A 21,982-nucleotide genomic window follows, 5' to 3' on the forward strand; every position below is an offset into this window, starting at 1 on the left:
ATTGGTCATTGGACATTGACCGTCCTCCTCCTCCTCCGACTCCTTCTCCTTCATGAACTGCCGAGCCGAGTGCGGGGCGTGTTGTATAGCGCCGTCGATCACCTCGCCGATCCCCGGCATGCCGAACGGGAAAAAGGCCGGTGAGCGGTGCGTGCAGTTATTGCCCGACCTGCGGTGCGCGATCTTTGGCAAACCGGAGCGCCCCGCCTTTTGCGCCAGCCTGCGACCGTCGCAGGAGATGTGCGGCGCCAGCACGGCAGAGGCGTTCGCCGGGTTAACCGCGCTCGAACTCGCCACGCGGCCCTGAGGCCGGTTACCTTTACCGACATGCCCAACCTCTTCGTCATCGCGGGCCCAAATGGTGCCGGCAAAACCACCTACGCCCGTCGTTTTTTGCCCGAGGAGATGCACACGCGCGAGTTCGTCAACGCCGACCTGATTGCCGCCGGCCTGTCGCCGTTTGCCCCTGACCAAGCCGCGTTCGAAGCCGGCCGGATCATGCTGCACCGCCTGCGCGACCTCACGGCCCAGCGGGTGGATTTCTCCTTCGAAACGACGCTCTCCGGCCGCACCTATGCACCGCTCCTGCGCGAGATGCGTGCAGCGGGTTATCGCATCCATTTGGATTTTCTATGGATTCCGCAACTGGACCTAACCCGCCAACGGGTGCGGCAACGCGTGGCCAAGGGCGGACATGACATCCCCGACGTCGTGCAACAACGCCGCTTCCATCTCGGCATCCGCAATCTCGCCACGCTTTACCGGCCGCTGCTCGACCATTGGAACCTTTACGACAACACCTTTGAGAATCCGCACCTTGTGGCGGAAGAGAAAGACGGCGTGCTCACGATCTCCGATGCCAGGATGCTTGCGCATATCGAAACGGCGGCCAGCGTTTCGTTCATGCCCAAGGGAAATAATGACGGTCTACTTGCAGAGCCGCTGGCGTTCACTCCTGAAGAAGTGACGCGCCGGTCGATGCGGGCGATGCGCAAGGCCTTTGCCTATGCCGTGTTAGAGAACCTGCGCTTCGGTCTGCCCATCATCCAATGGCGCGACAACCAGGTGGTCGAGGTGCCGGCCGAAGAGCTCGCGCCGCTGGCCCGCCGCATCCTCGCCGCCAACGGGGAATTCCTCCCCGAGGAAATCGCCGCCGGCAAAACCTTCTGAGCGGGAGCTCAGGGCGCATCAGGACGTATTTCCCCCCGCCCCAGCTTCACGCCCGCGGATGCGCTTTGGCGTAAATGTCGCGCAGCCGAGCCACGCTCACGTGGGTGTAAACTTGCGTCGTATTCAGGCTCACGTGACCGAGCAGCTCTTGCACCAGGCGTAGGTCGGCTCCGGCGTTGAGGAGGTGTGTCGCGTAACTGTGCCGCAACTTGTGCGGCGTGAGCTCCAGCGGCAGGTCGGCCAGCGCCAGGTAGCGCTTTAACAACAACTGCACCTGGCGCACCGGCAGGCGCTCGTGTTTGGCGTTAACCAGCACCGGTGCCGCCGGTCCGCTGTCGCGGGCGAAGTCGGTTTTCCATTTCCCCAGCACCGCCATCGCCAACCGGCCGAGCGGGCACAGGCGTTCTTTTTTGCCTTTGCCGAGCACCCGGGCCACGCCGCTGCTGAAATCAATCTGCCCGTAGTCGAGCGCGACCAATTCGCTCACGCGCAACCCGCCGCCGTAGAGCAACTCCATCGTCAGGCGGTCGCGCCAGGCGGTGAATGCATCTAGCGACTGGTTTTCCAGCAGGCGCTGCGGGCCGGTTAAGAGCAGCGTCATCTGCGTCTCGGTGAGAAACTGCGGCAGGCGTTTCACCAGTTTTGGCAGCGGCACGCCCAGGAAGGGATTGCGCGCCACTTGCCCGCGCAGCAGCCAGAACTTGAAAAACGCGCGCAGGCCGGAGACGTGGTTGTGCAGCGTGCGGCGGTCGAAACGGTTCTGCGCCTCGATGACAAAGTCGCGGGTGTTGCGCGTGCCGAGTTGGTCGAACCCTGCGTCCCACAGGCCGGCGGCGCGCAGCCAGCGGTAGAAGTCGTCGAACGCCTGCCGGTAGTTGCGCAGCGTGTACGCCGAATAGCGGCGCTCCTTTTCGAGGAAATCCGCAAACGGCGCCCACCAGCGCGTGAGCACCGGCTCAGGTGGCGGCGGTAGCAAGGCGGGCTTCGACATCGCGCATGACTTGGGTGGCGTGGAGCCGCAGCGCCCCTTCGGGATCGAGGCCTTTGACGCGCGCGGCGGCGGTCAGCTCGAAGAGCATTTTGCCCAAGGTGGCCTCGTCGAGTTGCGCGCCGAGCGCCTGAACTTGGGCGAGATCGACTGCGGCGTCGGCGGGCAGGCTCTTTTTTTGAATCTGCTTCCACACGGTTTCGGCGAACATCAGGGCGGGCAGGCGGGGCGGCAGGTCTTTAAACACGCCCGACTGAACCGGGCCGTTCTTCTTTTCGAGGGCCTTGATTTGCTCCCACTTCACGATGACGTCCTCGGCGGTGCCGATTTTGTCGCCGGTGCCGAACACGTGCGGGTGGCGGCGCACCAGTTTTTCGTTGGCCTCGGCCGCGACCGCCTCGAGGTCAAACAGGCCGGCCTCCTCGGCGAGTTGCGCATGGAAAACCACCTGCATGAGCACGTCGCCGAGCTCCTCGCGCATGTGGGAAAAATCAAGGCGGTCGATGGTGTCGAGCAGTTCGCTGACTTCGTCGATGAGACAGCGCGTGAGGGAGGCGTGTGTTTGTTCCTGATCCCAGGGACAGCCGCCAGGCGCGCGTAAGGCGGCGATGGTTTTACGAAGGTCGGCAAGAGCACTCATGCGGCGGAAGTTGCCCTCGGAAGCCACGGAACACACGGAAAAACGTAGAACTCCGGTACCGTAGCGCGCCGGCAACGTAGAACTCCGTCAAAGTAGCGCAGACTTCCAGTCTGCTTCGATTAAGTAAAACCGCACGGAGCAGACTGGAAGTCTGCGCTACTTCCCTAATCGGGCCGGCCTCGCACCATAAAATCTGGTTTTCATGACCTTGGTGTGTTTCGTGGTGCACAAATGTCCGACAAACTCACCGAGATCATGGCCTGGAAGCGTCAAGAAATCGCCTCGCTCATCCGCGAGGTTTCGCTGCCCGAGCTGGCCGCGTTCAATGCCATGGCGCCCAAGCCGCCGTCGTTTGCTGCCGCCTTGCGCCGCGACGACGGGAAACTGGCGGTGATCGCCGAAATCAAGCGCCGCTCACCGTCCGCCGGTGCCATCGCCACTGGCATTGCCGCGGCCGATCAAGCGGTTAACTACCGCGCGGCCGGCGCCAGCGCGCTGTCCATTCTCACCGACGAGAAATTTTTCGGCGGCACGCTCGAAGACCTGAGCTCCGTCACCACGTTTTTCCGCGAGAACCGCCCGGCCATCCCGTGCCTGCGCAAAGACTTCATGGTGCACCCGATACAGGTGCTGCAGGCGCGCGAAGCCGGTGCCAGCGCGATCCTCATCATCGTGCGTGCTCTCAACGACGACGAAATCGCCAAGTTGTTCGAAGCCGCCAAGTTCGCCGGTCTCGATACGCTCTTCGAGATCCACAACGAGTCCGAACTGGAGCGCGCCGTAAAGCACGGCGCCAAAATCATCGGCGTGAACAACCGCGACCTCGCCATTTTCAAGTGTGATCTCGGCTTGAGCGAGCGACTCATCCCGTTGTTTCCCAAGCACGTGATCGCCGTGAGCGAGAGCGGCATTTTCACCGGGGCCGATGCGGCCCGCGTGCAAGCCGCCGGTGCCCACGCCATCCTTTGCGGCGAGGCCCTCATGAAGGCGCCCGACACCGCCGCCCTCATCAGCGAGTTCAGAAATCGCTGATTCTCTCTCAAGTTCAGCTAAAAATTCACCCATTCGTGCCGATGAGTAGTCGGTAGCGGACCACCGTATTTACATGCCCCTCTCTCCTTCAGCCACCCGCGACCTGCTCGGCCAACTCGGCCACTTTCCCAAGCGCGCCCTTGGGCAAAACTTTCTCGTTGATGGTAATATCGTTAACAAATCCCTCGAACTGGCCGGTGTGCGCGCGGGCGACACTGTCGTCGAGATCGGGCCCGGCCTGGGCACTTTAACCATCGCCCTGCTCGAAGCGGGCGCCGACCTGTGGGCGGTCGAATTCGACCGTCACCTCCACGCCTACCTGGAGTCCACGCTCGGGCCGCGTTTCCCAGGTAAATTCCATTTGCTCGAAGGCGATGCGGTCGAACACCCGCTGGCGGCCCTGCCCGCCGACCGCGCCGCCGCCGGCTTCAAAGTCGTGGCCAACCTGCCTTACGCCATTTCCACACCGTGGATGGACGCCGTGTTTTCCGGACCGTTGCCAACGAATCTCGTGCTCATGCTCCAGCAGGAAGCCGCGCAACGTTACGCCGCTTCCCCCGGCACCAAGCTCTTCGGCGCGATTTCGATTTTTCTGCAATCCGCCTACGACATTGCCCCTGGCCACAAGGTCGCGGCGGCGTGTTTCCATCCCCGGCCCGACATCGAGTCGTACCTGCTCAACCTGGTGCGCAAGCCCGTGCCCTTTGTTTTCGCACCTGAGGTTAAGCTCCTCATTCGTTCCTGCTTTCAGCAGCGCCGCAAACAGCTTGGAGCGCTCCTGCGCGACAAACTTCCCGACGGCGGTCAGGCCTGGTTTGCGGTGTTGGCCGCCGGCGGCTACAGCCCGCAAAGCCGCGCCGAAGAAGTCCCCGTGGCACTCTGGCAGAAGTTAACCATCCCGGCCCCCGTTGCCGGCTGAGCGCATGAACCTCCCGACTTTCATCACGTTGTTAGTGGTCGGTGTGATTGTCGGTGTCGTCGCTACGTTGGTGGGCAAGGGCCCAAAACTTTCTCTTCCGGTTAACCTAGGCGTGTCCACCGCTGGAGCCTTTCTCGGCTGGTGGATACTGCGCCAAATCAACCCCGCCGCGATACAAGCGGGCTTCGCACTCGGCGGCAGCGTCACGCTGCTGGTGTTGCTGCGAGCCCTTAAAAAATAGGTATCCCATGGCCGATCCCTATGAAGAAGTTCTCGACGGTCGCCCCCTGATTCGCGGGCCAATAAACGGCCCGCATGAGCTGCTCTGCGACCGCCTCCACGCCTGGGTGGCGCAAAACCTCCCCCACAACTCCGCGCTCCAACTCCTGCGCCGTCGTTCGCTGGTTAAACTCCGCCCCGATACGGAAATCCGCCCGGATCTTGCGCTCATTCGGCGCAACGACCCACGCCTCTACCTGGCCGTCGAGGTCCTGCAGAACAGTGACCGACATCCGGATACGGTAATCAAAAAAAACATCCTCGCGTCCTGCTTGGTGCCGCGGCTGTGGATCGTCGACGGCCGCTATCAAAACATAGAGCTCTACGTCACCAACGGCGGGCGCTTCCGCCTGGAGGCGATTCTTACCGACAACGATCTGCTCAGCGACGCAGCCCTCAGCGGCGCGCGTTACCTGCTCTCCGACCTGTTCGCCCGCCGCACGATTTGAGCCGGGCCGCCCGACATGGATCGCCGCAGGTTTCGCTGGCAACGGACATGCCGGTGCCTACGTTAGCGCGAATGCAGAAGTCCGCCGTCCGCGACGCGATCGTCGCCCAACTCCAGCGCGAGCTCGATCTCCAGTCGCGCGCCGCCAACGAAGCCCGCGAGGAGGCCACCAGCGAGGAGAGTAAATCCGAGGGCAAATACGACATGCGCGGCCAGGAGGCAGCCTATCTGGCCGAGGGCCAAGCCCGCCAAGCCGCCGAGATCGTCGAAGCCCTCACACTTTACCACGGGCTCGATCTGGCCGCCTGGCCCGCAGGTGCGCCCGCCGGAATCGGGGCCTTCATCACCCTAGAGGCCCGCGGTCGGCCCCACTATTATTTCCTCGGCCCGCGCAATGGTGGCCTGGAGGCCGAAGTGGACAATGTGGCCTTCACCGTGGTCACGCCGGCCTCGCCGCTGGGGCGCCAATTGGTGGGGCAACGCGTGGGAGCGACCGTGCAATTACCCGGCCGCGCCGGCCCCGTCAGCCACAAGATCGTCGCGCTGGCCTAAGGAGGAGAGTTGAGTTGCCAGCTGCGCGGGCTTCGCATTTCTCGGGCGGATGCGTCTCTCGCTCCTCCTCGTTTTCGCCTTGGTCACTTGCCGCCTGATGGGCGCCCCCATGCCCGCCGAGTTGGCTGCTGCCCTGAAGGATTTCCGCACCGAGGGCCCGCGCGGCTGGGGTTTTACCCAAACCTCCACCGCCAGATCCCACAGTCGTGTCGAACAGTTTAACCCCGCAGGACGCGACTCCGTGCAATGGTCGCTGGTGCAGCAGGACGGGCGCGCCCCAACCGAGGAGGAGGCGGGCAAATACAAGGAGCTCAAGGCGCGTCGCTCATCCAATGAAAACGCCCCCAATGTGAAAGACCAAATCAACCCCGATAGCTGCGAGATTTTGAGCGAAAGCGCAGAGCTGGGTGTTTATCGTTTTCAGCTCAAAACCGGCGACAAAGACGACCAGTCCGCCGCGTTTATGCGGGTAACGTACACGCTGCACCGCCCCACGCAGACCATCGAGAAAATCGAACTGGCCAGCACCGAACCCTTCTCCCCGGTTTTTATGGTGAAGATTGCGGAGGCACGCACCGTGATGACCTACACCCGGCCCGATTCCGGCCGGCCCTCGTTGCTGAAAGAGGTGGCGGTGAAAATTCGTGGCCGCGCAATGTGGGTGAAGTCGCTCGATGAAGACATGACCGTGGCGTATTCGGACTACGTTTACGCAGGCAAGAAGCCTACTCCCGTTTCACCCTGAAGTAAGACCACTATTATGCAGTAACCTTCGAGTTATCGCATAACCACCCATCCCTCATCAGCGTTCCTACATCGAGCCTTTAGCCGCGAAAGAACGCAGAGAACGTATAGAAATACAGGGCTGGTTCTTTGCGATCCTTGCGCTCTTTTGCGGCTAAATTGCCGTGGTTTGATCCGAAAAGATCCCTGTTACTGCCCACTAAATCGAGTCGGTATAAAGATCCTCGTAGGCCAGCGCTGTCTTCGCCCACCCGAAGTCGGTGCGCATTCCGCGAGCCTGGACTTCGGTGTAATGCTGCTTGTCGGCAAACAGCTTGAGCGCTCGCGTCAAACCGCCGCCCAGCCCCGCCACGCTCGGGCTGAACATCACGCCGGTGCCAGCCGCCGGGTTGGTATCAATATCGATGACCGTGTCGACCAACCCGCCCACTTGCGTGACCAGCGGAATCGTCCCGTAGGCCTGCGAATACATCTGATTTAACCCGCACGGTTCGAAGCGGGAGGGCATCACAAAAAAGTCGCTGCCGGCTTCGATCAGGTGGCTCATCGACTCGTCCACCCGACTCGACAAAACCACGTGCGTGGGCACCAACGCCGCGAGTTCACGCAGGCTCGACTCCAACTGTTTGTCTCCCTTGCCGAGCACGATCAGGCGCACGTCGTTTTTGCGAAAAAAGGCCGCGTTATCCAGAAGCAGATCAACCCCTTTCTGCTCGGTCAGGCGGCACACCATGCCGAAGATCGGGCCGGCATACTTCGGATCCAATCCCGCCCGGGTAAGCAACTCGGTCCGGCACTTCGCTTTGCCTGCAAGTTTCCCCACGGAGTAATGCTCGGGAATCAGCGGATCGGTCGCCGGATTCCAGACCGCTGTGTCGATGCCGTTAATGAAGCCGACCAAATCGGCAGCGCGGCTCAAAATAACGCCGTCAAGACCACAACCGAACTCCGCCGTTTGGATTTCGCGAGCGTAGCGCGGGCTGACCGTGGTCACTCGATCCGAAAACAGGATACCCGCCTTCATCATGCTCATCTGTCCGTAAAACTCGACGCCATCGATGCCCATGAGTTCCTCGGGCAGATTGGTGCGGTAAAACGAGCGCATCGGGAACACCCCTTGGAAGGCGATGTTGTGAATGGTGAACACCGTTTTCATTGCCAAGGTGATGCCGTAGCGCTGCTCGGCATGACGCAGGAGCAACGGCAGAAATCCGCATTGCCAGTCGTGGCCGTGGATCACGTCGGCGCTCAGATCGAGAAAGCGCATGGTCTCCACCACGCCTTTGCAGAAGAAAATAAACCGGTGGTGGTTGTCCTCGTAGTCGCGTTCAGCCGTGCCGTACGGATTGCGGCGATCGAAGAACTCCTCGCGGCAAATCAGATGGATCGTGAGATTCTTAGCCGGAGAAAATGACCGGACTTCACCGGTCATGAAGGCATCACCCATTTCGATGCGCAATCCGTGCGTCCTTGTGGCCCCCGTCGCCAGCGGATGATCCACCACCGCCCGGTAACCGGGAAGGAACACCGACACCTCGTTGCCGCGTGCCGCCAGAGTACCTGTAAGCGCCGCCACCGCATCGGCCAGTCCGCCAGTTTTAATGTAGGGGAACAATTCACTGGCAACGTGCACGATTTTCATCGCGGCACCGTAGGCACTTGCGTTGGTTAATACCACTGAAAAACTGGGGCAATTCCCGGTTTCGGCCGCCCCGCTCCACGCCATGAAATACCGCGACTCGCTCCTCGAATTGCTGCGTCAACCCGACTATCGACCCGCCACCGTTCTGACGCTTTCCCGCGCCCTCGGCCTCCATAAAAAACTCCGCGCCGTCTTCGCCCACGAGGTCCGCGGCCTGCTCGCCAAGGGCGAACTGGCGCTCGTTCAAGGCGACCGTATCGCCATGCCCTCGCGAGGCGCTGCGTCCTCTAAGTCAGCCCCCGGTGCCCCCCACACACCCGCCCAAGCACGAGCTCATGGACAGGGCCAGCGGGCCATCTTTCAACCCAACACGTCCGCCTTTACGCGTTCTTCCGAGCGCACTCCGGAACGCCACGCCGAGTCCGAGGTGCTCACCGGCCGGCTCAACTTTCGCGCTGGCGGCTCAGCCTTCGTGGTACCAACCAAAACCGGCTCCGGCCCCGCCCCCGAGGCGATTCAGATTTTCCCCGAGGACACCGGCGTCGCCTTCCACGGTGACACGGTCGAAATCCACGTTAACCCCGGCATCCGTCAGCGCCGCGATGGCCGTGGCACCGAGCGAACGGGTCGGGTGCTGCGCGTGCTCGAACGCGCCCGCGACACCGTCGTCGGCAACCTCCAGCGCATCCGCAACACCTACTACGTTAAACCCGACGACCCGCGGATGTTTCACGAGATCGTGGTCGGCGACCCCGCCGCCGGCACGCTCACGCCGACTCCAGAAATTGGCGACAAGGTCGTGGTCCGCCTCGGCGAATGGACCCAGCGCAGCCAGCTTATCCAAGGTGAAATCCTCGAGCGCCTCGGTAAAACCTTCGAACCCCGCGCCGAACTCGCCGGCATTTACCACAAGTTCAAACTCGATCCCACGTTCCCCGCCGCCGTCGAACGCGAGGTCGCCTCGCTTCCCGACACCGTTCAACCCGGTGAACTCGCCGGCCGCCTCGACTACCGGCAGATCCCGACCTTCACCATCGACCCGGACGACGCCAAGGATTTCGACGATGCCCTCTCACTTGAGTACCTGCCCGAAGGCGAGGTGCGCGTCGGTATTCACATTGCGGATGTTTCCGCCTACGTGAAGGCAGGTACTTTTCTCGACAAAGAAGCCCAGCGCCGTGGCAACTCGACCTACCTGGTCGGCACGGTCATTCCGATGCTGCCCGAAAAACTCTCCAACGGCCTGTGCTCGCTGGTCGAGGCCCAGGACCGGCTCACCAAGGCGGTCTTCCTCGTGTTCGACGCCCAGGGCGGCCTCAAGGCCCAAACCTACTCGAACACCGTCATCCGCAGCCGCAAGCGCCTCACCTACAAACAGGCCTACACACTCCTGTTTGAGGACAACCTAGATAACATCCGCGCGTTGCCCCTCCCTGCCAAACACCAGACCGGCTCCACCGGGCGCGCGCTTTCGTCGTTAACCGACCCTGAGTTAACCGACCTGCAGGGCTGGGTTCGCCACCTGTGGAAACTCGCCTCCGGCCTGCGCCTCGATCGCATGGCCAACGGCTCGCTCGACCTCGACATGCCCGAGACCAAGGTGTTCGTCGACGCCGAGGGCTACGCCGACCGCCTGGAAAAAATCGAGCACGACGAAAGCCACCAGCTCATCGAGGAGTTCATGCTCGCCGCCAACGAAGCGCTCGCCCGGCTCACGCGCACCAAAAACCTACCCTCGGTTTACCGCGTTCACGACGAACCCGACTCCGAAAAACTCAACGAACTACGCGAGTTTCTCGCCACCTACGACATCCGCACCGGCGACCTCACGTTGCGCGCAGAGATCATCGGCCTGCTGGCCGCCCTGGCCACGCACCCGCAGGGCTACACGTTGCGCACCCAGTTGCTGCGCAGCCTCAAAAAGGCCTGTTACCGGGGCTCGCCCGACGGCCACTACGGCCTGGCGAAAAACGACTACACCCACTTCACCTCGCCCATCCGTCGCTACTCCGACTTGGTCGTGCACCGGGTGTTCGACCACTACCTGATCAAACACGAGGGCCACGCCGAGCCGGCCAACTACGTTTACGGCTACAACAAGGCGAAGATGGAAAGTATCGGCGAGCACCTCAGCCTCACCGAAATCAACTCCACCGAGGCCGAGCGGGAGAGCGTCAAAATCAAACTGCTGGAGTTCTTTGAGCGCGAACTGGCCAAGGAAAAAAAGACCTCCTTCGAGGCGGTGATCACCGACGTGCGCGCCAACGGGCTTTTTATCGAGTTGGTCGAGTCGATGACCTTCGGCTTCATACCGATGAGCGTGCTCACCGACGACGTTTACACGCTCAACAACGCGGGCGACACGTTGGTGGGCCGCCGCAGCAAAAAAGCCTATGCGCTCGCCTCACGCCTTTTTGTGGCGGTGGCCAAAGTGGACCGCTTCAAGCGCCTGCTCGACTTCCGCCCGTATGTCGCCGGCGAGGGCAACGCCGCCGCACAACCGCTGGTGCCGTCGCATCCCCACCTGCGCCCCCCTGCGGCGCCTGCCGTGGCCAAGCCCGCCATGTCCAAACCTGCGGCCCCCGCAGGTCAACGTTCGACCAAGCCCACGCTTGCCCCCAAGGCCGCGCACCCCGCACACAAGGCCTCGGGAAAGCCGTCAAAAACGGCCGGCAAGCCCGCTAAAGCCGCCAAGTCAGGTAAACAGGGTAAGTCGGATAAGCCTGCCAAGCAGGGCAAGTCGTCGAAGACCGCCAACGTCAAAAAAGCACCGAAGTCCGTGAAAGCCCCCTACAAAAACCCGCCTGGCAACTCGAAGTTTATCCCCACCAAACCTTGAGCCCGGAAGCGACCGGGCCCGCCCTCGGCGTTTGCCTCACCCGCAGGGACGACCTCCGTGTCGTCCCTGCCGCGTGGCGTTTCCAATTTCACGTTCACGCCGGATTCTTTCGTGTCTTTCCGATTTTTAGTGGTTAACACCCTTCTTTTCCATGTCCGACTCCTCCCTTCTCGCCCGCGCCACACACATCATTGACCAGGTTTCTGCCGACAAACCCGCCGACTACGTCCTGCGCGGCGACCTCGGCGCCGACAAGGAGCTGCTGCCGGCCGAAAAGCGCGATATCTCCAAGGCCGTTTTCACCTATTTCCGCTGGCTGAGCTGGCTCGACAAGGCCGCTCCCACCACCAGCCGCGTCTCCTCCGCCCTCGACCTGCAGCGCAAGTTCGAGGCGGACCCGGCCTACTTCAAACCCGAGGCCCTCGCCGCCCGCGCCGTCCCGGAGTGGGTTAAAAGCGAGATCGACCTCACCCCCGCCTACCTGCACCACCTGCAAAGCGAACCCACGCTCTGGATACGCGTGCAACAGGAATTCGCCGCCGCCCTGCCCCGCTCGCTGGGCAACCTCACGCCTTCGCCCTCCCCGCTGGTTCCCTCGCCACACCGCGGCACCACTCTGCGCTACAGCGGCAACACCGACCTGTTCCGCACCTCCGAATTCCACCAGGGCGTTTTTGAAATCCAGGACATCGCCTCGCAACTGGTCGGCTACGCCGCCGCACCCAAGCCCGGCGAGACGTGGTGGGACACCTGCGCAGGCGAAGGCGGCAAAACCCTGCATCTCTCGGCCCTGATGGAAAACAAGGGCCTGATCTGGGCGAGCGATCGCAACACCGGGCGCATCGCCACGCTGCGCAAACGCGCCGGCCGAGCCCAGGCGTTCAACTACCGCGCGGTCACCTGGAATGGCGGCCCCTTCCTGCCCACCAAGACCAAGTTCGACGGCATCCTCATCGACGCCCCGTGCAGCGGCGTCGGCACCTGGCAGCGCAACCCCCACGCCCGCTGGACCACCACGCCCACCGACGTGAGCGAACTCGCCGAGATCCAGATCCAGTTGCTCAACCACGCCGCCCCCGCCCTCAAACCGGGCGGCCGTTTGGTTTACGCGGTCTGCACGCTGACCAAGAGCGAAACCACGAAGATTGCCGACACCTTCACCGCCGAGCACCCCGATTACATTCCCGATCCGGTGTTCGCCGCCAACGCGACGACCCCTGCGAGCCCGAGCCAAGTCCACCTCTGGCCCCACGAGATTAACGGCAACGGCATGTTCATCGCCGCCTGGCGCCGGAAGGCCTGAGTTTTAACGCAACAGTCGCCACGTTCATGGCGGGCCTAACGCCCTTCGATGTCGTGGTGAATGCTGCGATTTTTTTCGGTGAAAACCTCCGACGCAAAAATCTCCTCCGCCACGGTCCGTGACGATTTCAACGATCCGGTTGCGGTCGTGCACTATGCCCGTGCAGCGCACAGCCTCGGCCTGTGGAAATCCGAGCAGTTGCTCATTGAACGGTTTTTCACCGACAAAACTGCCCGTCTGCTGGAAGCCGGATGCGGAGCCGGTCGGGTGACCCTCGGCCTTTGGCAGCTGGGTTACCGCCAGCTCGTCGCCTTTGATTTCGCCGAGGAACTGGTCGAGCAAGCCCGCTACCTCGCCGAAGAGCGCGGTGCCGCCATCCCCATCCACCACGCCGACGCGACCCAGCCAATCCAGTGTCACCTATTAGGTGACACTGTCGTTGTCGCCCCGTCGGAAAACGCACCTCAAACCAATCCTAACTGTCACCTAATAGGTGACACTGGATTTGGGGGCGCGCTGTTTATGTTCAACGGGCTGATGCAGATCCCGGGCCGCGAAAACCGGCGGGCGGCCCTCGCCAACCTCGCCGCGGTTTGCCGGCCGGGGGCGCCGTTGTTGTTCACCACGCACGATCGCGATCACTCGCGTGTCGAACGCGCGTCTTGGAAACTGGAAACGCTGCGCTGGGAAAGTGGCAAGCAGGACCCGCGTCTCGTCGAGTTTGGCGACCGGTACTTTTCCGACGACGTGGGGCGCACGTTTATGCACCTGCCCGACCGCGCCGAAATACTCGCCGACCTCGCCGCCACCGGCTGGACGCACACCTACGACGTCATGCGTAGCGACCTGTGCCACGAATCGAGCGCGGTGCATGACTTTTCCGACGAATGCCGCTTCTGGGTCTCCCACCGGGCTTGAGGCCGCGATTCGAAAAGTAGCGCAGATTCCAGTCTGCTCCGGTGAGCGGAGCGCGCAGACGAGCACGCCGTTCAGGTTAATTTTACGGCCAAATGCAGACTGGAAGTCTGCGCTACTTTTTCATCCCCTCAACGGCTCATCCCTTTTCGACATGTTCACTTTCACCGATCGCACCTGGCTCTGGCTCGCCTCCGCGCTGTACCTGGCGGGCTTCGGGCTCGGCACCTTGGCGGTCCTGCGCGAACGTAAGCTCTCGCGGCTGTTGATGTACTTTATCATCGCCGCCGGTTTCACCGTACAAACCTTCGGGCTCTACCTGCGCGGCCTCGAAGTCAAAGGCTGTCCGTTGGGCAACACCTTCGAGCTGTTCCAGTTCATCGCCTGGTCAGCCATGGCGCTTTACCTGGTCATCGGCACCACCTTTCGCTTCAGCCTGCTGGGCTATTTTACCTGCCTGCTGGGGGCCGCACTCACCGCACTCTCGCTTGCCTTCCCAGCCTGGGATGCCACCCGACGCATCGGCATTTTTGGCGGCAATGCGTGGATCGAATTCCACGCCGCCATCGCACTGCTGAGCTATGGCGTGTTCGCGCTGCTGTCGCTGACCGCCGCCATGTACGTGCTGCAGGTTTTCAGCCTCAAACGCCATCACCTCCACGGCCTGTTTTCCTTCCTGCCGTCGATTCGCGAACTCGACCACATTTGCCTGCGCCTGCTCGCGGCCGGCGCCGTTTTGCTCACCGCATCACTGCTCGTTGGGGCCGTTCATTGGAGCCAAGACTGGGCCTCGGTTAACGCCACTAAACTCGCCGTAACCGTGCTGATCTGGGCGGCCTACTCCACCGCACTTGGACTGCGTCTGCGCAGCCAGTTGGTCGGCAAGCGCCTCGCCTGGCTCCTGCTCGCCCTGTTCGGCCTGCTCCTGATTTCACTTCCGCTGGTCAGCGGCAGCGCCTCATGACGCCCCCCGTGCTTTTCCTTCTGGGCGCGAGTCATCGCACGACCCCGCTCGAGCTGCGCGAAAAACTCGCGCTAAGCCCCGAGCGGTTGCCGCTTTTTTACGCCGCCGCCGCCGCGCTCCCCGGCCTGCGCGAGTTCGCCGTGCTCAACACCTGCAACCGCGTGGAGTTTTACGGCAGCGCCGACTCGCCCGCCGTTGTCCAAAACCTGCACGCCGTCTTCTGCGCTTTCCAGCAACTCCCCGCCGAGGTTTTCACCTCCATCAGCCACCAAGCCGCCGACTTGGCGGCGATCGAACACTTGCTGAGCGTCGCCTCGGGGCTGGATTCGCAGATGCTCGGCGAGACCGAGATTTTAGGGCAAATCAAGACCGCCTACGCCACCGCCCAAAGCCGCAAAACCACCGGGCCGGTGCTCAACCGCCTGTTTCAAAAAATCTTTCAGCACGCCAAATACGTGCGTACCCACAGTGCAATTACCGAAGGTCAGATCAGCGTGGCCAACGTGGCCGTGGACCTAGCGCTGAAGATTTTTGGCGACCTGTCCAACACCCGCATCCTGCTGCTGGGTGCGGGCGACATCGGTGAGAAAACCGCCAAAGCGTTCCAAAGCCGTGGGGCAGAATCGCTCACCATCGCCAGCCGTACACACGGCCGGGCGATGGAGTTGGCTACCACCCTCAATGCCACCGCGTTGCCCTGGGAGCACGTGCCCACCCACCTCGGTGACTACTCCATTGTGGTTGGCTCGACCTCAGCGCCCGATGTGGTGGTAACCGTCGCGCAAGCGGAGGCGGCGATGCGCAAGCGCCGCGCCGAACCGCTGTTCTTCATCGACCTGGCGCTGCCCCGCGACATCGACCCGGCGGTCACCGAATTGGACAACGTGTTCCTCTACAACCTCGACGACCTAGCTAAAATCGCCGACGAAAACCTCGCCGCTCGCACGGCCAAAGTGACGCATGCCCGCCAGCTGGTGGCTGAAAAAGCCTCGGCGCTCTGGACTCAGCTCGCGCCATAGTCCGGAGCCCATGCCGGTCGGCGCGCAATGCTGGGCGGAGCACGGTTTCATGATATCCACGTGTGGCTCATGCAAACTCGCGCTCAAGGTGGGGATGACGCCATTCCCTGAGCTCACGCTCAGGGCCACATTCCGCTCTGCTTTGCAGCATGTCCGCGTGGCCTTGAGCGTGAGCTCAAGGTGAAGATGACGCCTTTTCCCTGAGCTCACGCTCAGGGCCACATTCCGCTCCGCTTTGCAGCATGTCCGCGTGGCCTTGAGCGTGAGCTCAAGGTGAAGATGACGCCTTTTCCCTGAGCTCACGCTCAGGGCCACATTCCGCTCCGCTTTGCAGCATGTTCCCGTGGCCTTGAGCGTGAGCTCAAGGTGAAGATGACGCCTTTTCCCTAAGCTCACGCTCAGGGCCACATTCCGCTCTGCTTTACAGCATGTCCGCGTGGCCTTGAGCGTGAGCTCAAGGTGAAGATGACGCCTTTTCCCTGAGCTCACGCTCAGGGCCACATTCCGCTCTGCTTTACAGCATGTCCGCGTGGCCTTGAGCGTGAGCTCAAGGTGAAGATGACGCCTTTTCCCTGAGCTCACGCTCAGGGCCACATTCCGCTCTGCTTTACAGCATGTCCGCGTGGCCTTGAGCGTGAGCTCAAGGTGAAGATGACGCCATTTCCCTAAGCTCACGCTCAGGGCCACATTCCGCTCTGCTTTACAGCATGTTCCCGTGGCCTTGAGCGTGAGCTCAAGGTGGGGATGACGCCTTTTCCCTAAGCTCACGCTCAGGGCCACATTCCGCTCTGCTTTGCAGCATGTCCGCGTGGCCTTGAGCGTGAGCTCAAGGTGAAGATGACGCCATTTCCCTAAGCTCACGCTCAGGGCCACATTCCGCTCTGCTTTGCAGCATGTCCGCGTGGCCTTGAGCGTGAGCTCAAGGTGAAGATGACGCCATTTCCCTAAGCTCACGCTCAGGGCCACATTCCGCTCTGCTTTACAGCATGTTCCCGTGGCCTTGAGCGTGAGCTCAAGGTGAAGATGACGCCTTTTCCCTAAGCTCACGCTCAGGGCCACATTCCGCTCTTCTTTGCAGCATGTCCGCGTGGCCTTGAGCGTGAGCTCAAGGTGTTTCCTTCAACGGTATCGCCCCCCCCCGCACCAACCGATTTCGTGATGCTCAACCTGCTGAAAGGATCGAGTTTCCTACTGGAGGCGCTGGGGGAGTTTGCGCAGGCGCTGGCTGAGGTCTTCCAGCGACTTGCCCGTCGGCCGGGCGGCAAGGTCTGCGCCGGTGCGAATCACCTGCGAGGGCAAAAAGTTGTTCACCAGCGCGCAATAATTGCTGGTCACCATGATCCCGAGTAGCTCGCCGGTCTTGCTCAAAACGAGGTCGCCGCGCGAGGATGAGAAATCGCCAAATAATTTCCGAACCAGCCGGTTATCCATGTGCACGTAACTCGGATTGCTCGGATCGAGTTTGAAGGGAACCTCGCCATAACCGGTGCCCCCGTTGGCGATGATCAGCGCCTCGGTGAACTTAAACGGCTCCAGCGCGATCGGGTAACTCTTCACCCCAAGCGCCGTCATCTGCGCCGGGGTGACCGGCAAAACCGCCACGCGCGGGTCGATGGCCAAAAACACCAGGCGGTCCACCGCGATGCGTTGTGCTCCTTTGCGGAACTCGGCTTTGAGCGAGGCCCAGTTCCAGGGCGGGTCGATCAGGGAAAAGGGCGTGTCGCCCACGTGGAGCAACGCCACGGTGTCGCGGCCGTCGGTCACGAACACCGTGTTGGTATCGCGTTTGTCGGTGCGCGAGCTGAGCAAAAACGGGCGGGTACCTTCCAGCGCGGTTTGCACGCGGTTGGCCAAAAACTCGTTGAAGAGAACGTTGATGTTAATCGGCCGATTTTCGCGGATTTCCTTGGTCAGCGCCACTGAGCTGTCGGCGAGTTGGCCCACGCCTTGGGCGAGCTGGGTGGTGGTTTCCTGCACCTTGATGCGCTCCTGACGCTCGGCCTCGACCTGAGTTTTCAACGTTTCGGCGGTGGTGCGCAGGAGCTGTTTTTCCTGCTCCACGACGCGCACCGTCACACTGAGATCCTCGATCTTGGCGCGGGCTTCGGTCTGGGCCTTTTCGAGGGTGGCGAGCGCCTGGGACTGGCGCGCGGCCTCGGCCTGGCGTTGTTCCAAATCGCGTTGAAGCTGGGCGAGGCGCGCCTTGGAAATCGTGGCCTCGGCGGCGGCCGAGTTAACCTGCGCGGTGAGCGTTTCAGCTTTTTGACGGGTGGCGTCGAGGGAGCTGGCGGTGTCGGCGAGGGCTTTTTCACGCTCGCTCAGGGTGCTTTGGGTGGACTGGAGCTGCTGGGCAACCTGGTCGCGTTGGCTGCGTTCGTCGGCCAGCGAGAGCTTCATGACCGCGACGAGGTCGTCGTCCTGGGTGGCTGCGCCGTTGGCGGCACGCACGGCGGCGGCCGGCGGCGGAGGCGGCACGGGCTTGGCGGGCGGGGCGGCTTTCTGCCAGTCGGTGAGCGCGAGCAGCGTCAGCAACAGGAAGTCGCAAAGGATGAGGAGGAGCGTGCGATTCATGGCGCGGGGGCGCGGCGGTTAAGCGGCGACGACGGCCGGGGTGGACTTGGGCTCGGCGGAGTGGCCGTCGAGGATGAGGCGGCGTTTGTAGGGGCGCACGTGGCGGATTTTGATGATCGCGACGCAACAGATGCCGAACAGGTTGGAGGAATAAGCGGCGAGCAGGTTGGGCTGAATCACGCCGAGGACTTGCAGCACGAGCGCGGTGGCGGTGCCGGCGATGCCGATGTACAGGCCGCCGTCGAAGAGGTTTTCCTCGTTCTCCATGAGGCGGAGTTTCAGCAGGGCGGACAGGGACTGGCGCTCGATTTCGCGGATTTTCGAGAGGCAGAACAGGTACATGCCGATCTGCAGCGCGGCGAAAAAGCCGATGCTGATAAGGGTGGAGATATCCATGGTGAGTGTGGGTGCCGTGGGCGTGAGGGAGGCGGGATCGGAAAGGTTGGAGAGAACGGGAATGGTTAACTTGAGCTGAAATTCGGAGGGCGCGGTCGGTTTTAACAAAAAGGGTTCGGTGCCCAGCACGAGCAGGGCGGCGGTGAGCAGCGCGAGGAGCCCGCTCTTCGCACGGAACAGGCCCGGGTCACCGTCGGTGTCGTCGTCAAACAGCACCCGCTCCAGGCCGAGGAATAGGCAAAACGCCCCAAGGAGAAACCCCATGTACTTGGCGGCTAGGGCGAGTTTGGGAAACAGCAGGGCGGCCAGGGTTAACGGGCCGAAGGACGGGGCTGGCTGGTGGTTGACGGGCACTTGGCGGGAGAGCAACTGCTCGACGGCGCCTTGGCCAAAGCCGAGCGCGAGGCGCAGGTCGGCCAGGCCCGTGCGGCCGAATTTCAGCAGGTAGGTCGCCACGCGATCGGCCGAGCCGGAGAGCTGCGCAGCGCTGTAAATGAGCGGCAGGTCGTCGGGCGCAACACGGGCGAGCTGGGCGAATTCGCCGAGGGTTTTCACGCTGCCGGTCAGGCGAAGCAGTTCGCACAGTTGGACCCAATCGAGGCGTTTACCGAGGGAAAGCAGATCGCCGAAAACCGGCCCCAGGTCGCCGAGCTGATTGGCCGCCACGGCAGCTCCAGCAAGGTCGCGCAGCTCGCGCTGAAGCGCGTGGCTGAGGTGATCGCCCTGATAAAGCAGGGCGGAGAGCAAAATCACGGCGTCGAGGGCTTGGCCGCCGGGTTGGGTGGCGGGCGCGAAGCGCTGGGTGCCGGTGACGGTGCGCAGGCGCAACAGCTCCAGCACGCCCTGCGAGCGGGAATTCCCGAGGTAGGCGAGCAGTTGGGCGCGCGCCTTTTGGGTGATAAAAAAGGTGAGCACCGGCGTGCTCTGGGTGCGGCCGGTGTTTTCCTTGAGGTTAAACAGCGGATCGAGAAACGGATCCCAGCCGCCCCAGGCGATGAGCTCGGGCTGGCGGTGAGCGGTGTTGTCGAGCGCGGTGGCAAGCGGGGCGGCCTGCGGATCGCCCAAGGTGCGTGCGGCGGCGATGGCGAGGGCAGCAGGGCCGGGTTTCTCGCGGTCAAGCCACTGGCGCCCGAGCTGGGCCACCGTGGGCGTGGCCTCGCCGGCGCGCTCCAGCAGCGGCGGGGTAACCGACTGGAGGTTAACCGGCACGCTCCACGCCGCCGCCAGCAAGCCGAGGCCCAGGCCGACGATCCACCCGGTCGGCACGGAGCGGGGAAAAGCGGGGCGGGACGACGTCATTTGCGGCGAAGTATTCGTTTGCCGCGCGGTGTTGGCAAATACAGGTTGCACGGCCTCATCCCTCATCCGACCTATGGCCCTGCGAATTGTTCATTATAACGACCCGGTGCTCCGTAAAAAAGGCGACCCCGTAACGGTCTTCGACTCCGCCCTCACGCTGCTTTCCGCCCAAATGGTGGCGACCATGAACACCGCCGCCGGCATCGGTCTGGCGGCTCAGCAGGTCGGACGCGCGCTCCAATTTTGCGTGGTCGACATGCTCGGCACCGACCGCGACTTCAGTTGGGAGCTCGACGGCGGTCGCCCGCCATTGGAGTTGTTTATGCCACTCACCCTGGCCAACCCCGTTGTCACCGTGCTGCCGTCGGAGAAGACCGTTTACGAGGAAGGCTGCCTGTCGTTTCCGGAAATCCGCGGCGACGTGATTCGCGCCGACGTGATTCGGGTGACCTTTCAGGATTTGCAGGGGACGGCGCACACGCTGCTGTGCGACGGGTTGTTTTCGCGCTGCATCCAGCACGAAGTCGACCACCTCAACGGCACGCTTTTTATCGACCGCATGGAGAAAAAAGTCCGCGCCAAGCTGGAGAAGGACATCAAGGAGCTCGGCCAAAAGACCCGCGACGCCAGCCAGCCGCCGGTGGTGTAGGCTGATTGGAGAGGGGGCGGGGAGATATACCTTTGGGCAAACACCTTGAGCTCACGCTCAAGGCCACGGGGAGTGAGTTCGCGAAGCGGGTGTTAGTGGAAACGTGTGTTCGCAAAGCGGTGGCCTTGAGCGTGAGCTCAAGGATGCCCTAAACCTCAACTTGAACGCTAATTAGCATAACCGGCGAACCGTTCGCGTGTTCGCGTGTCCGTGCGATGGACCCGAACAGCATTCAGCTAACCCATTGCGCGTCCGCTTAACCCGAACGCGTCAGTCTAAAACCCATAATGAAATCCCTTAAGTCTCTATCCGCCTTAGCCGTAGCCAGCAGCTTGGCCATCTCGGCCCACGCCCAAATGGCCACCGAGCCCATGGCACCCGAGCCGGCCGTTTTCCAGGCCTCGCTGTGGGCCCCCTCGCCCCAACTTGTGCCCGCCACCGACGACGTTTCCGGCGTCCGCCTGCAGGTTTACGGCGAGAACCGTAACATGCGCGGCGTCGACATCGGCTTCGCCCACTCGACCACCGGCGACTTTGTCGGTTTTGGCGGTCTCTTCACCCTCTACAATCATGTCGGCGGAACGACCACAGGCGTTCAGTGGGGCTTAGTTAATTACACTGAGGGCGAGGTCACCGGCTGGCAGTCAGGCTGGATCAACATCTCGACCGCCAAGGTCAAAGGCTTACAAAGCGGCCTGATTAACTACAACGATATGACCTCAGCTGACGTTTCCGGCGTGCAACTCGGCTTCGTCAACACCGCCAAACATGTGCACGGCGTGCAGCTCGGCTTCATTAACTACGCCGAAACGCTCAAAGGCGTTCAGCTCGGCCTGTGGAACCAGGTCAACTCGCGTGATTGGGATCAGTTTGACCCGTTGCCTAAGGTTTTCCCCTTCATCAACGTCGGCTTCTAAGACGCAGCGCGCTAGCTAAAGCGCAGCGTTTGCCCCGCAGTGCCCACTGCGGGGCTTTTTTGCGCCCGCTTGGTTTGGATACCCGCCCCTCGATCAGGAGATGAAGCGGATGCAGAGCGGGTAGCGGTAGGCGAAGCCGTCGGAGGCCTTGATCGCCGCGACAATCGCCAAAACAATGGCTGCGACCGCAAGGATCGGCAGCAGGATGAACCCCACAAAAACGAAGCACAGCGGGGCGATGCACAACGCGTAGATCAGCAGGGAGAGGTGGAAGTTAAGCACCTCCTTGGCCTGCACCGCCACAGGACCACCCTCGGCTTTTTTGATCAAAAACACCACCAGCGGGAGGATAAACCCCACACCCAGAAAGCCCGAGAGGTGGCAAAGAATGATGAGGGCCTTTTCGTCGCCGCTAAGGCGCGGAAGCGACGGGGGAGTGTTGGAGGAAGGCAGGGTGACCGTGGCCATATTGGGGCCGAAACCAAGCGCCAGTTCGGCCGAACCGCAAGTCACGCGATTACTCAGCACGCTGTAACGTTATTTTAAGGATAAATCCACGCCCAGTTAGCCGCGAAAGATCGCAAGGATCGCAAAGATAAAAACCTGAATTTCTATGCGCTCTCTGCGTTCTTTCGCGGCTAAATTGACCGAGGATTGTTTTATTATTCGCCTCCGGACTCTGCCACCGCCCAACGC

The 21,982-nt window shown here is 62.3% G+C and carries 21 protein-coding genes; 15 read left to right on the forward strand and 6 right to left on the reverse strand.

Features of this window, described 5'->3' with window-relative positions:
- The first annotated feature begins 52 nt into the window (after positions 1-52).
- The gene (locus H2170_10370; GenBank protein ID MCS6300486.1) at positions 53-307 is read left to right on the forward strand and encodes a YkgJ family cysteine cluster protein; all 255 of its coding nucleotides are present in this window, start codon (positions 53-55) and stop codon (positions 305-307) included.
- A 20-nt stretch (positions 308-327) separates the two neighbouring features.
- Positions 328-1,170 carry a hypothetical protein gene (locus tag H2170_10375; protein ID MCS6300487.1) on the forward strand — a complete coding sequence of 281 codons (843 nt, stop codon included), beginning with the start codon at positions 328-330 and terminating at the stop codon, positions 1,168-1,170.
- A gap of 46 nt (positions 1,171-1,216) precedes the next feature.
- On the opposite strand, the gene H2170_10380 is transcribed toward H2170_10375, so the two are convergent.
- Together H2170_10380 and H2170_10385 are read right to left on the reverse strand one after the other, a co-directional pair.
- On the reverse strand, positions 1,217-2,161 hold the full coding sequence (locus H2170_10380) for a tyrosine-type recombinase/integrase (GenBank protein ID MCS6300488.1): 945 nt from the start codon (positions 2,159-2,161) through the stop codon (positions 1,217-1,219).
- Positions 2,127-2,798: a MazG family protein gene (locus H2170_10385; protein ID MCS6300489.1), complete on the reverse strand. Its 672-nt coding sequence runs from the start codon at positions 2,796-2,798 to the stop codon at positions 2,127-2,129. Before H2170_10385 ends, H2170_10380 begins: the two co-directional genes overlap by 35 nt.
- A 231-nt stretch (positions 2,799-3,029) precedes the next feature.
- On the opposite strand from H2170_10385, the gene trpC reads away from it, so the two are divergent.
- The 6 genes from trpC to H2170_10415 all read left to right on the forward strand — a co-directional run bounded on the left by trpC (position 3,030) and on the right by H2170_10415 (position 6,773).
- Positions 3,030-3,830: an indole-3-glycerol phosphate synthase TrpC gene (gene trpC / locus H2170_10390; protein ID MCS6300490.1), complete on the forward strand. Its 801-nt coding sequence runs from the start codon at positions 3,030-3,032 to the stop codon at positions 3,828-3,830.
- A 73-nt stretch (positions 3,831-3,903) separates the two neighbouring features.
- Positions 3,904-4,749, forward strand: a complete 846-nt coding sequence (gene rsmA / locus H2170_10395; GenBank protein ID MCS6300491.1) for a ribosomal RNA small subunit methyltransferase A — start codon at positions 3,904-3,906, stop codon at positions 4,747-4,749.
- A gap of 4 nt (positions 4,750-4,753) precedes the next feature.
- Positions 4,754-4,990, forward strand: coding sequence for a hypothetical protein (locus tag H2170_10400; protein ID MCS6300492.1), 237 nt, complete (start codon positions 4,754-4,756; stop codon positions 4,988-4,990).
- A 7-nt stretch (positions 4,991-4,997) separates the two neighbouring features.
- Positions 4,998-5,477: a Uma2 family endonuclease gene (locus tag H2170_10405; protein ID MCS6300493.1), complete on the forward strand. Its 480-nt coding sequence runs from the start codon at positions 4,998-5,000 to the stop codon at positions 5,475-5,477.
- A 71-nt stretch (positions 5,478-5,548) separates the two neighbouring features.
- Positions 5,549-6,028 (forward strand): transcription elongation factor, encoded by a 480-nt coding sequence (locus H2170_10410; protein MCS6300494.1) that lies wholly within the window; start codon positions 5,549-5,551, stop codon positions 6,026-6,028.
- Positions 6,029-6,077: 49 nt separating this feature from the next.
- Positions 6,078-6,773, forward strand: a complete 696-nt coding sequence (locus tag H2170_10415) for a hypothetical protein (protein MCS6300495.1) — start codon at positions 6,078-6,080, stop codon at positions 6,771-6,773.
- Positions 6,774-6,971: 198 nt separating this feature from the next.
- Here H2170_10415 and glgA read toward each other — a convergent pair whose 3' ends face one another.
- On the reverse strand, positions 6,972-8,414 hold the full coding sequence (glgA, locus tag H2170_10420; GenBank protein MCS6300496.1) for a glycogen synthase GlgA: 1,443 nt from the start codon (positions 8,412-8,414) through the stop codon (positions 6,972-6,974).
- 82 nt (positions 8,415-8,496) lie between these two features.
- On the opposite strand from glgA, the gene H2170_10425 reads away from it, so the two are divergent.
- The 5 genes from H2170_10425 (at position 8,497) to H2170_10445 (ending at position 15,454) form a co-directional block, all read left to right on the forward strand.
- On the forward strand, positions 8,497-11,253 hold the full coding sequence (locus H2170_10425; protein MCS6300497.1) for an RNB domain-containing ribonuclease: 2,757 nt from the start codon (positions 8,497-8,499) through the stop codon (positions 11,251-11,253).
- 151 nt (positions 11,254-11,404) lie between these two features.
- Complete coding sequence (locus H2170_10430; protein ID MCS6300498.1) at positions 11,405-12,556, forward strand: RsmB/NOP family class I SAM-dependent RNA methyltransferase; 1,152 nt, start codon at positions 11,405-11,407, stop codon at positions 12,554-12,556.
- A gap of 60 nt (positions 12,557-12,616) precedes the next feature.
- Positions 12,617-13,474 (forward strand): class I SAM-dependent methyltransferase, encoded by an 858-nt coding sequence (locus tag H2170_10435; GenBank protein MCS6300499.1) that lies wholly within the window; start codon positions 12,617-12,619, stop codon positions 13,472-13,474.
- A gap of 151 nt (positions 13,475-13,625) precedes the next feature.
- A complete protein-coding gene (gene ccsA, locus H2170_10440) occupies positions 13,626-14,435 on the forward strand; it encodes a cytochrome c biogenesis protein CcsA (GenBank protein MCS6300500.1) in 810 nt (269 codons plus the stop codon).
- Positions 14,432-15,454, forward strand: coding sequence for a glutamyl-tRNA reductase (locus tag H2170_10445; protein ID MCS6300501.1), 1,023 nt, complete (start codon positions 14,432-14,434; stop codon positions 15,452-15,454). Before ccsA ends, H2170_10445 begins: the two co-directional genes overlap by 4 nt.
- A gap of 1,188 nt (positions 15,455-16,642) precedes the next feature.
- Here the strand turns inward: H2170_10445 and H2170_10450 are convergent.
- Together H2170_10450 and H2170_10455 are read right to left on the reverse strand one after the other, a co-directional pair.
- Positions 16,643-18,025, reverse strand: coding sequence for a hypothetical protein (locus tag H2170_10450; protein ID MCS6300502.1), 1,383 nt, complete (start codon positions 18,023-18,025; stop codon positions 16,643-16,645).
- A gap of 18 nt (positions 18,026-18,043) precedes the next feature.
- Positions 18,044-19,720 carry a hypothetical protein gene (locus tag H2170_10455; protein MCS6300503.1) on the reverse strand — a complete coding sequence of 559 codons (1,677 nt, stop codon included), beginning with the start codon at positions 19,718-19,720 and terminating at the stop codon, positions 18,044-18,046.
- A 73-nt stretch (positions 19,721-19,793) separates the two neighbouring features.
- Between H2170_10455 and def the strand changes: the two genes are divergently transcribed.
- Positions 19,794-20,369, forward strand: coding sequence for a peptide deformylase (gene def, locus H2170_10460; protein MCS6300504.1), 576 nt, complete (start codon positions 19,794-19,796; stop codon positions 20,367-20,369).
- Between the two features lie 287 nt (positions 20,370-20,656).
- A complete protein-coding gene (locus tag H2170_10465) occupies positions 20,657-21,286 on the forward strand; it encodes a hypothetical protein (protein MCS6300505.1) in 630 nt (209 codons plus the stop codon).
- 93 nt (positions 21,287-21,379) lie between these two features.
- Here the strand turns inward: H2170_10465 and H2170_10470 are convergent, their stop codons facing one another.
- Positions 21,380-21,814: a DUF4870 domain-containing protein gene (locus H2170_10470; protein MCS6300506.1), complete on the reverse strand. Its 435-nt coding sequence runs from the start codon at positions 21,812-21,814 to the stop codon at positions 21,380-21,382.
- Positions 21,815-21,982: the final 168 nt, after the last annotated feature.

It is taken from the genome of Opitutus sp., assembly GCA_024998815.1.
GTDB lineage: Bacteria > Verrucomicrobiota > Verrucomicrobiia > Opitutales > Opitutaceae > Rariglobus.

What these genes read in the sequence shown, in the direction of transcription:
- H2170_10465 (MCS6300505.1), top strand. Translation starts at nt 20,657, where the DNA reads ATGAAATCCCTTAAGTCTCTATCCGCCTTAGCCGTAGCCAGCAGCTTG.
- H2170_10405 (MCS6300493.1), top strand. Translation starts at nt 4,998, where the DNA reads ATGGCCGATCCCTATGAAGAAGTTCTCGACGGTCGCCCCCTGATTCGC.
- H2170_10455 (MCS6300503.1), bottom strand. Translation starts at nt 19,720, where the DNA reads ATGACGTCGTCCCGCCCCGCTTTTCCCCGCTCCGTGCCGACCGGGTGG.
- H2170_10385 (MCS6300489.1), bottom strand. Translation starts at nt 2,798, where the DNA reads ATGAGTGCTCTTGCCGACCTTCGTAAAACCATCGCCGCCTTACGCGCG.
- H2170_10445 (MCS6300501.1), top strand. Translation starts at nt 14,432, where the DNA reads ATGACGCCCCCCGTGCTTTTCCTTCTGGGCGCGAGTCATCGCACGACC.
- H2170_10435 (MCS6300499.1), top strand. Translation starts at nt 12,617, where the DNA reads ATGCTGCGATTTTTTTCGGTGAAAACCTCCGACGCAAAAATCTCCTCC.
- H2170_10450 (MCS6300502.1), bottom strand. Translation starts at nt 18,025, where the DNA reads ATGAATCGCACGCTCCTCCTCATCCTTTGCGACTTCCTGTTGCTGACG.
- H2170_10380 (MCS6300488.1), bottom strand. Translation starts at nt 2,161, where the DNA reads ATGTCGAAGCCCGCCTTGCTACCGCCGCCACCTGAGCCGGTGCTCACG.
- def (MCS6300504.1), top strand. Translation starts at nt 19,794, where the DNA reads ATGGCCCTGCGAATTGTTCATTATAACGACCCGGTGCTCCGTAAAAAA.
- H2170_10415 (MCS6300495.1), top strand. Translation starts at nt 6,078, where the DNA reads ATGCGTCTCTCGCTCCTCCTCGTTTTCGCCTTGGTCACTTGCCGCCTG.
- H2170_10410 (MCS6300494.1), top strand. Translation starts at nt 5,549, where the DNA reads ATGCAGAAGTCCGCCGTCCGCGACGCGATCGTCGCCCAACTCCAGCGC.
- H2170_10375 (MCS6300487.1), top strand. Translation starts at nt 328, where the DNA reads ATGCCCAACCTCTTCGTCATCGCGGGCCCAAATGGTGCCGGCAAAACC.
- trpC (MCS6300490.1), top strand. Translation starts at nt 3,030, where the DNA reads ATGTCCGACAAACTCACCGAGATCATGGCCTGGAAGCGTCAAGAAATC.
- H2170_10430 (MCS6300498.1), top strand. Translation starts at nt 11,405, where the DNA reads ATGTCCGACTCCTCCCTTCTCGCCCGCGCCACACACATCATTGACCAG.
- H2170_10425 (MCS6300497.1), top strand. Translation starts at nt 8,497, where the DNA reads ATGAAATACCGCGACTCGCTCCTCGAATTGCTGCGTCAACCCGACTAT.
- H2170_10370 (MCS6300486.1), top strand. Translation starts at nt 53, where the DNA reads ATGAACTGCCGAGCCGAGTGCGGGGCGTGTTGTATAGCGCCGTCGATC.
- glgA (MCS6300496.1), bottom strand. Translation starts at nt 8,414, where the DNA reads ATGAAAATCGTGCACGTTGCCAGTGAATTGTTCCCCTACATTAAAACT.
- ccsA (MCS6300500.1), top strand. Translation starts at nt 13,626, where the DNA reads ATGTTCACTTTCACCGATCGCACCTGGCTCTGGCTCGCCTCCGCGCTG.
- H2170_10400 (MCS6300492.1), top strand. Translation starts at nt 4,754, where the DNA reads ATGAACCTCCCGACTTTCATCACGTTGTTAGTGGTCGGTGTGATTGTC.
- rsmA (MCS6300491.1), top strand. Translation starts at nt 3,904, where the DNA reads ATGCCCCTCTCTCCTTCAGCCACCCGCGACCTGCTCGGCCAACTCGGC.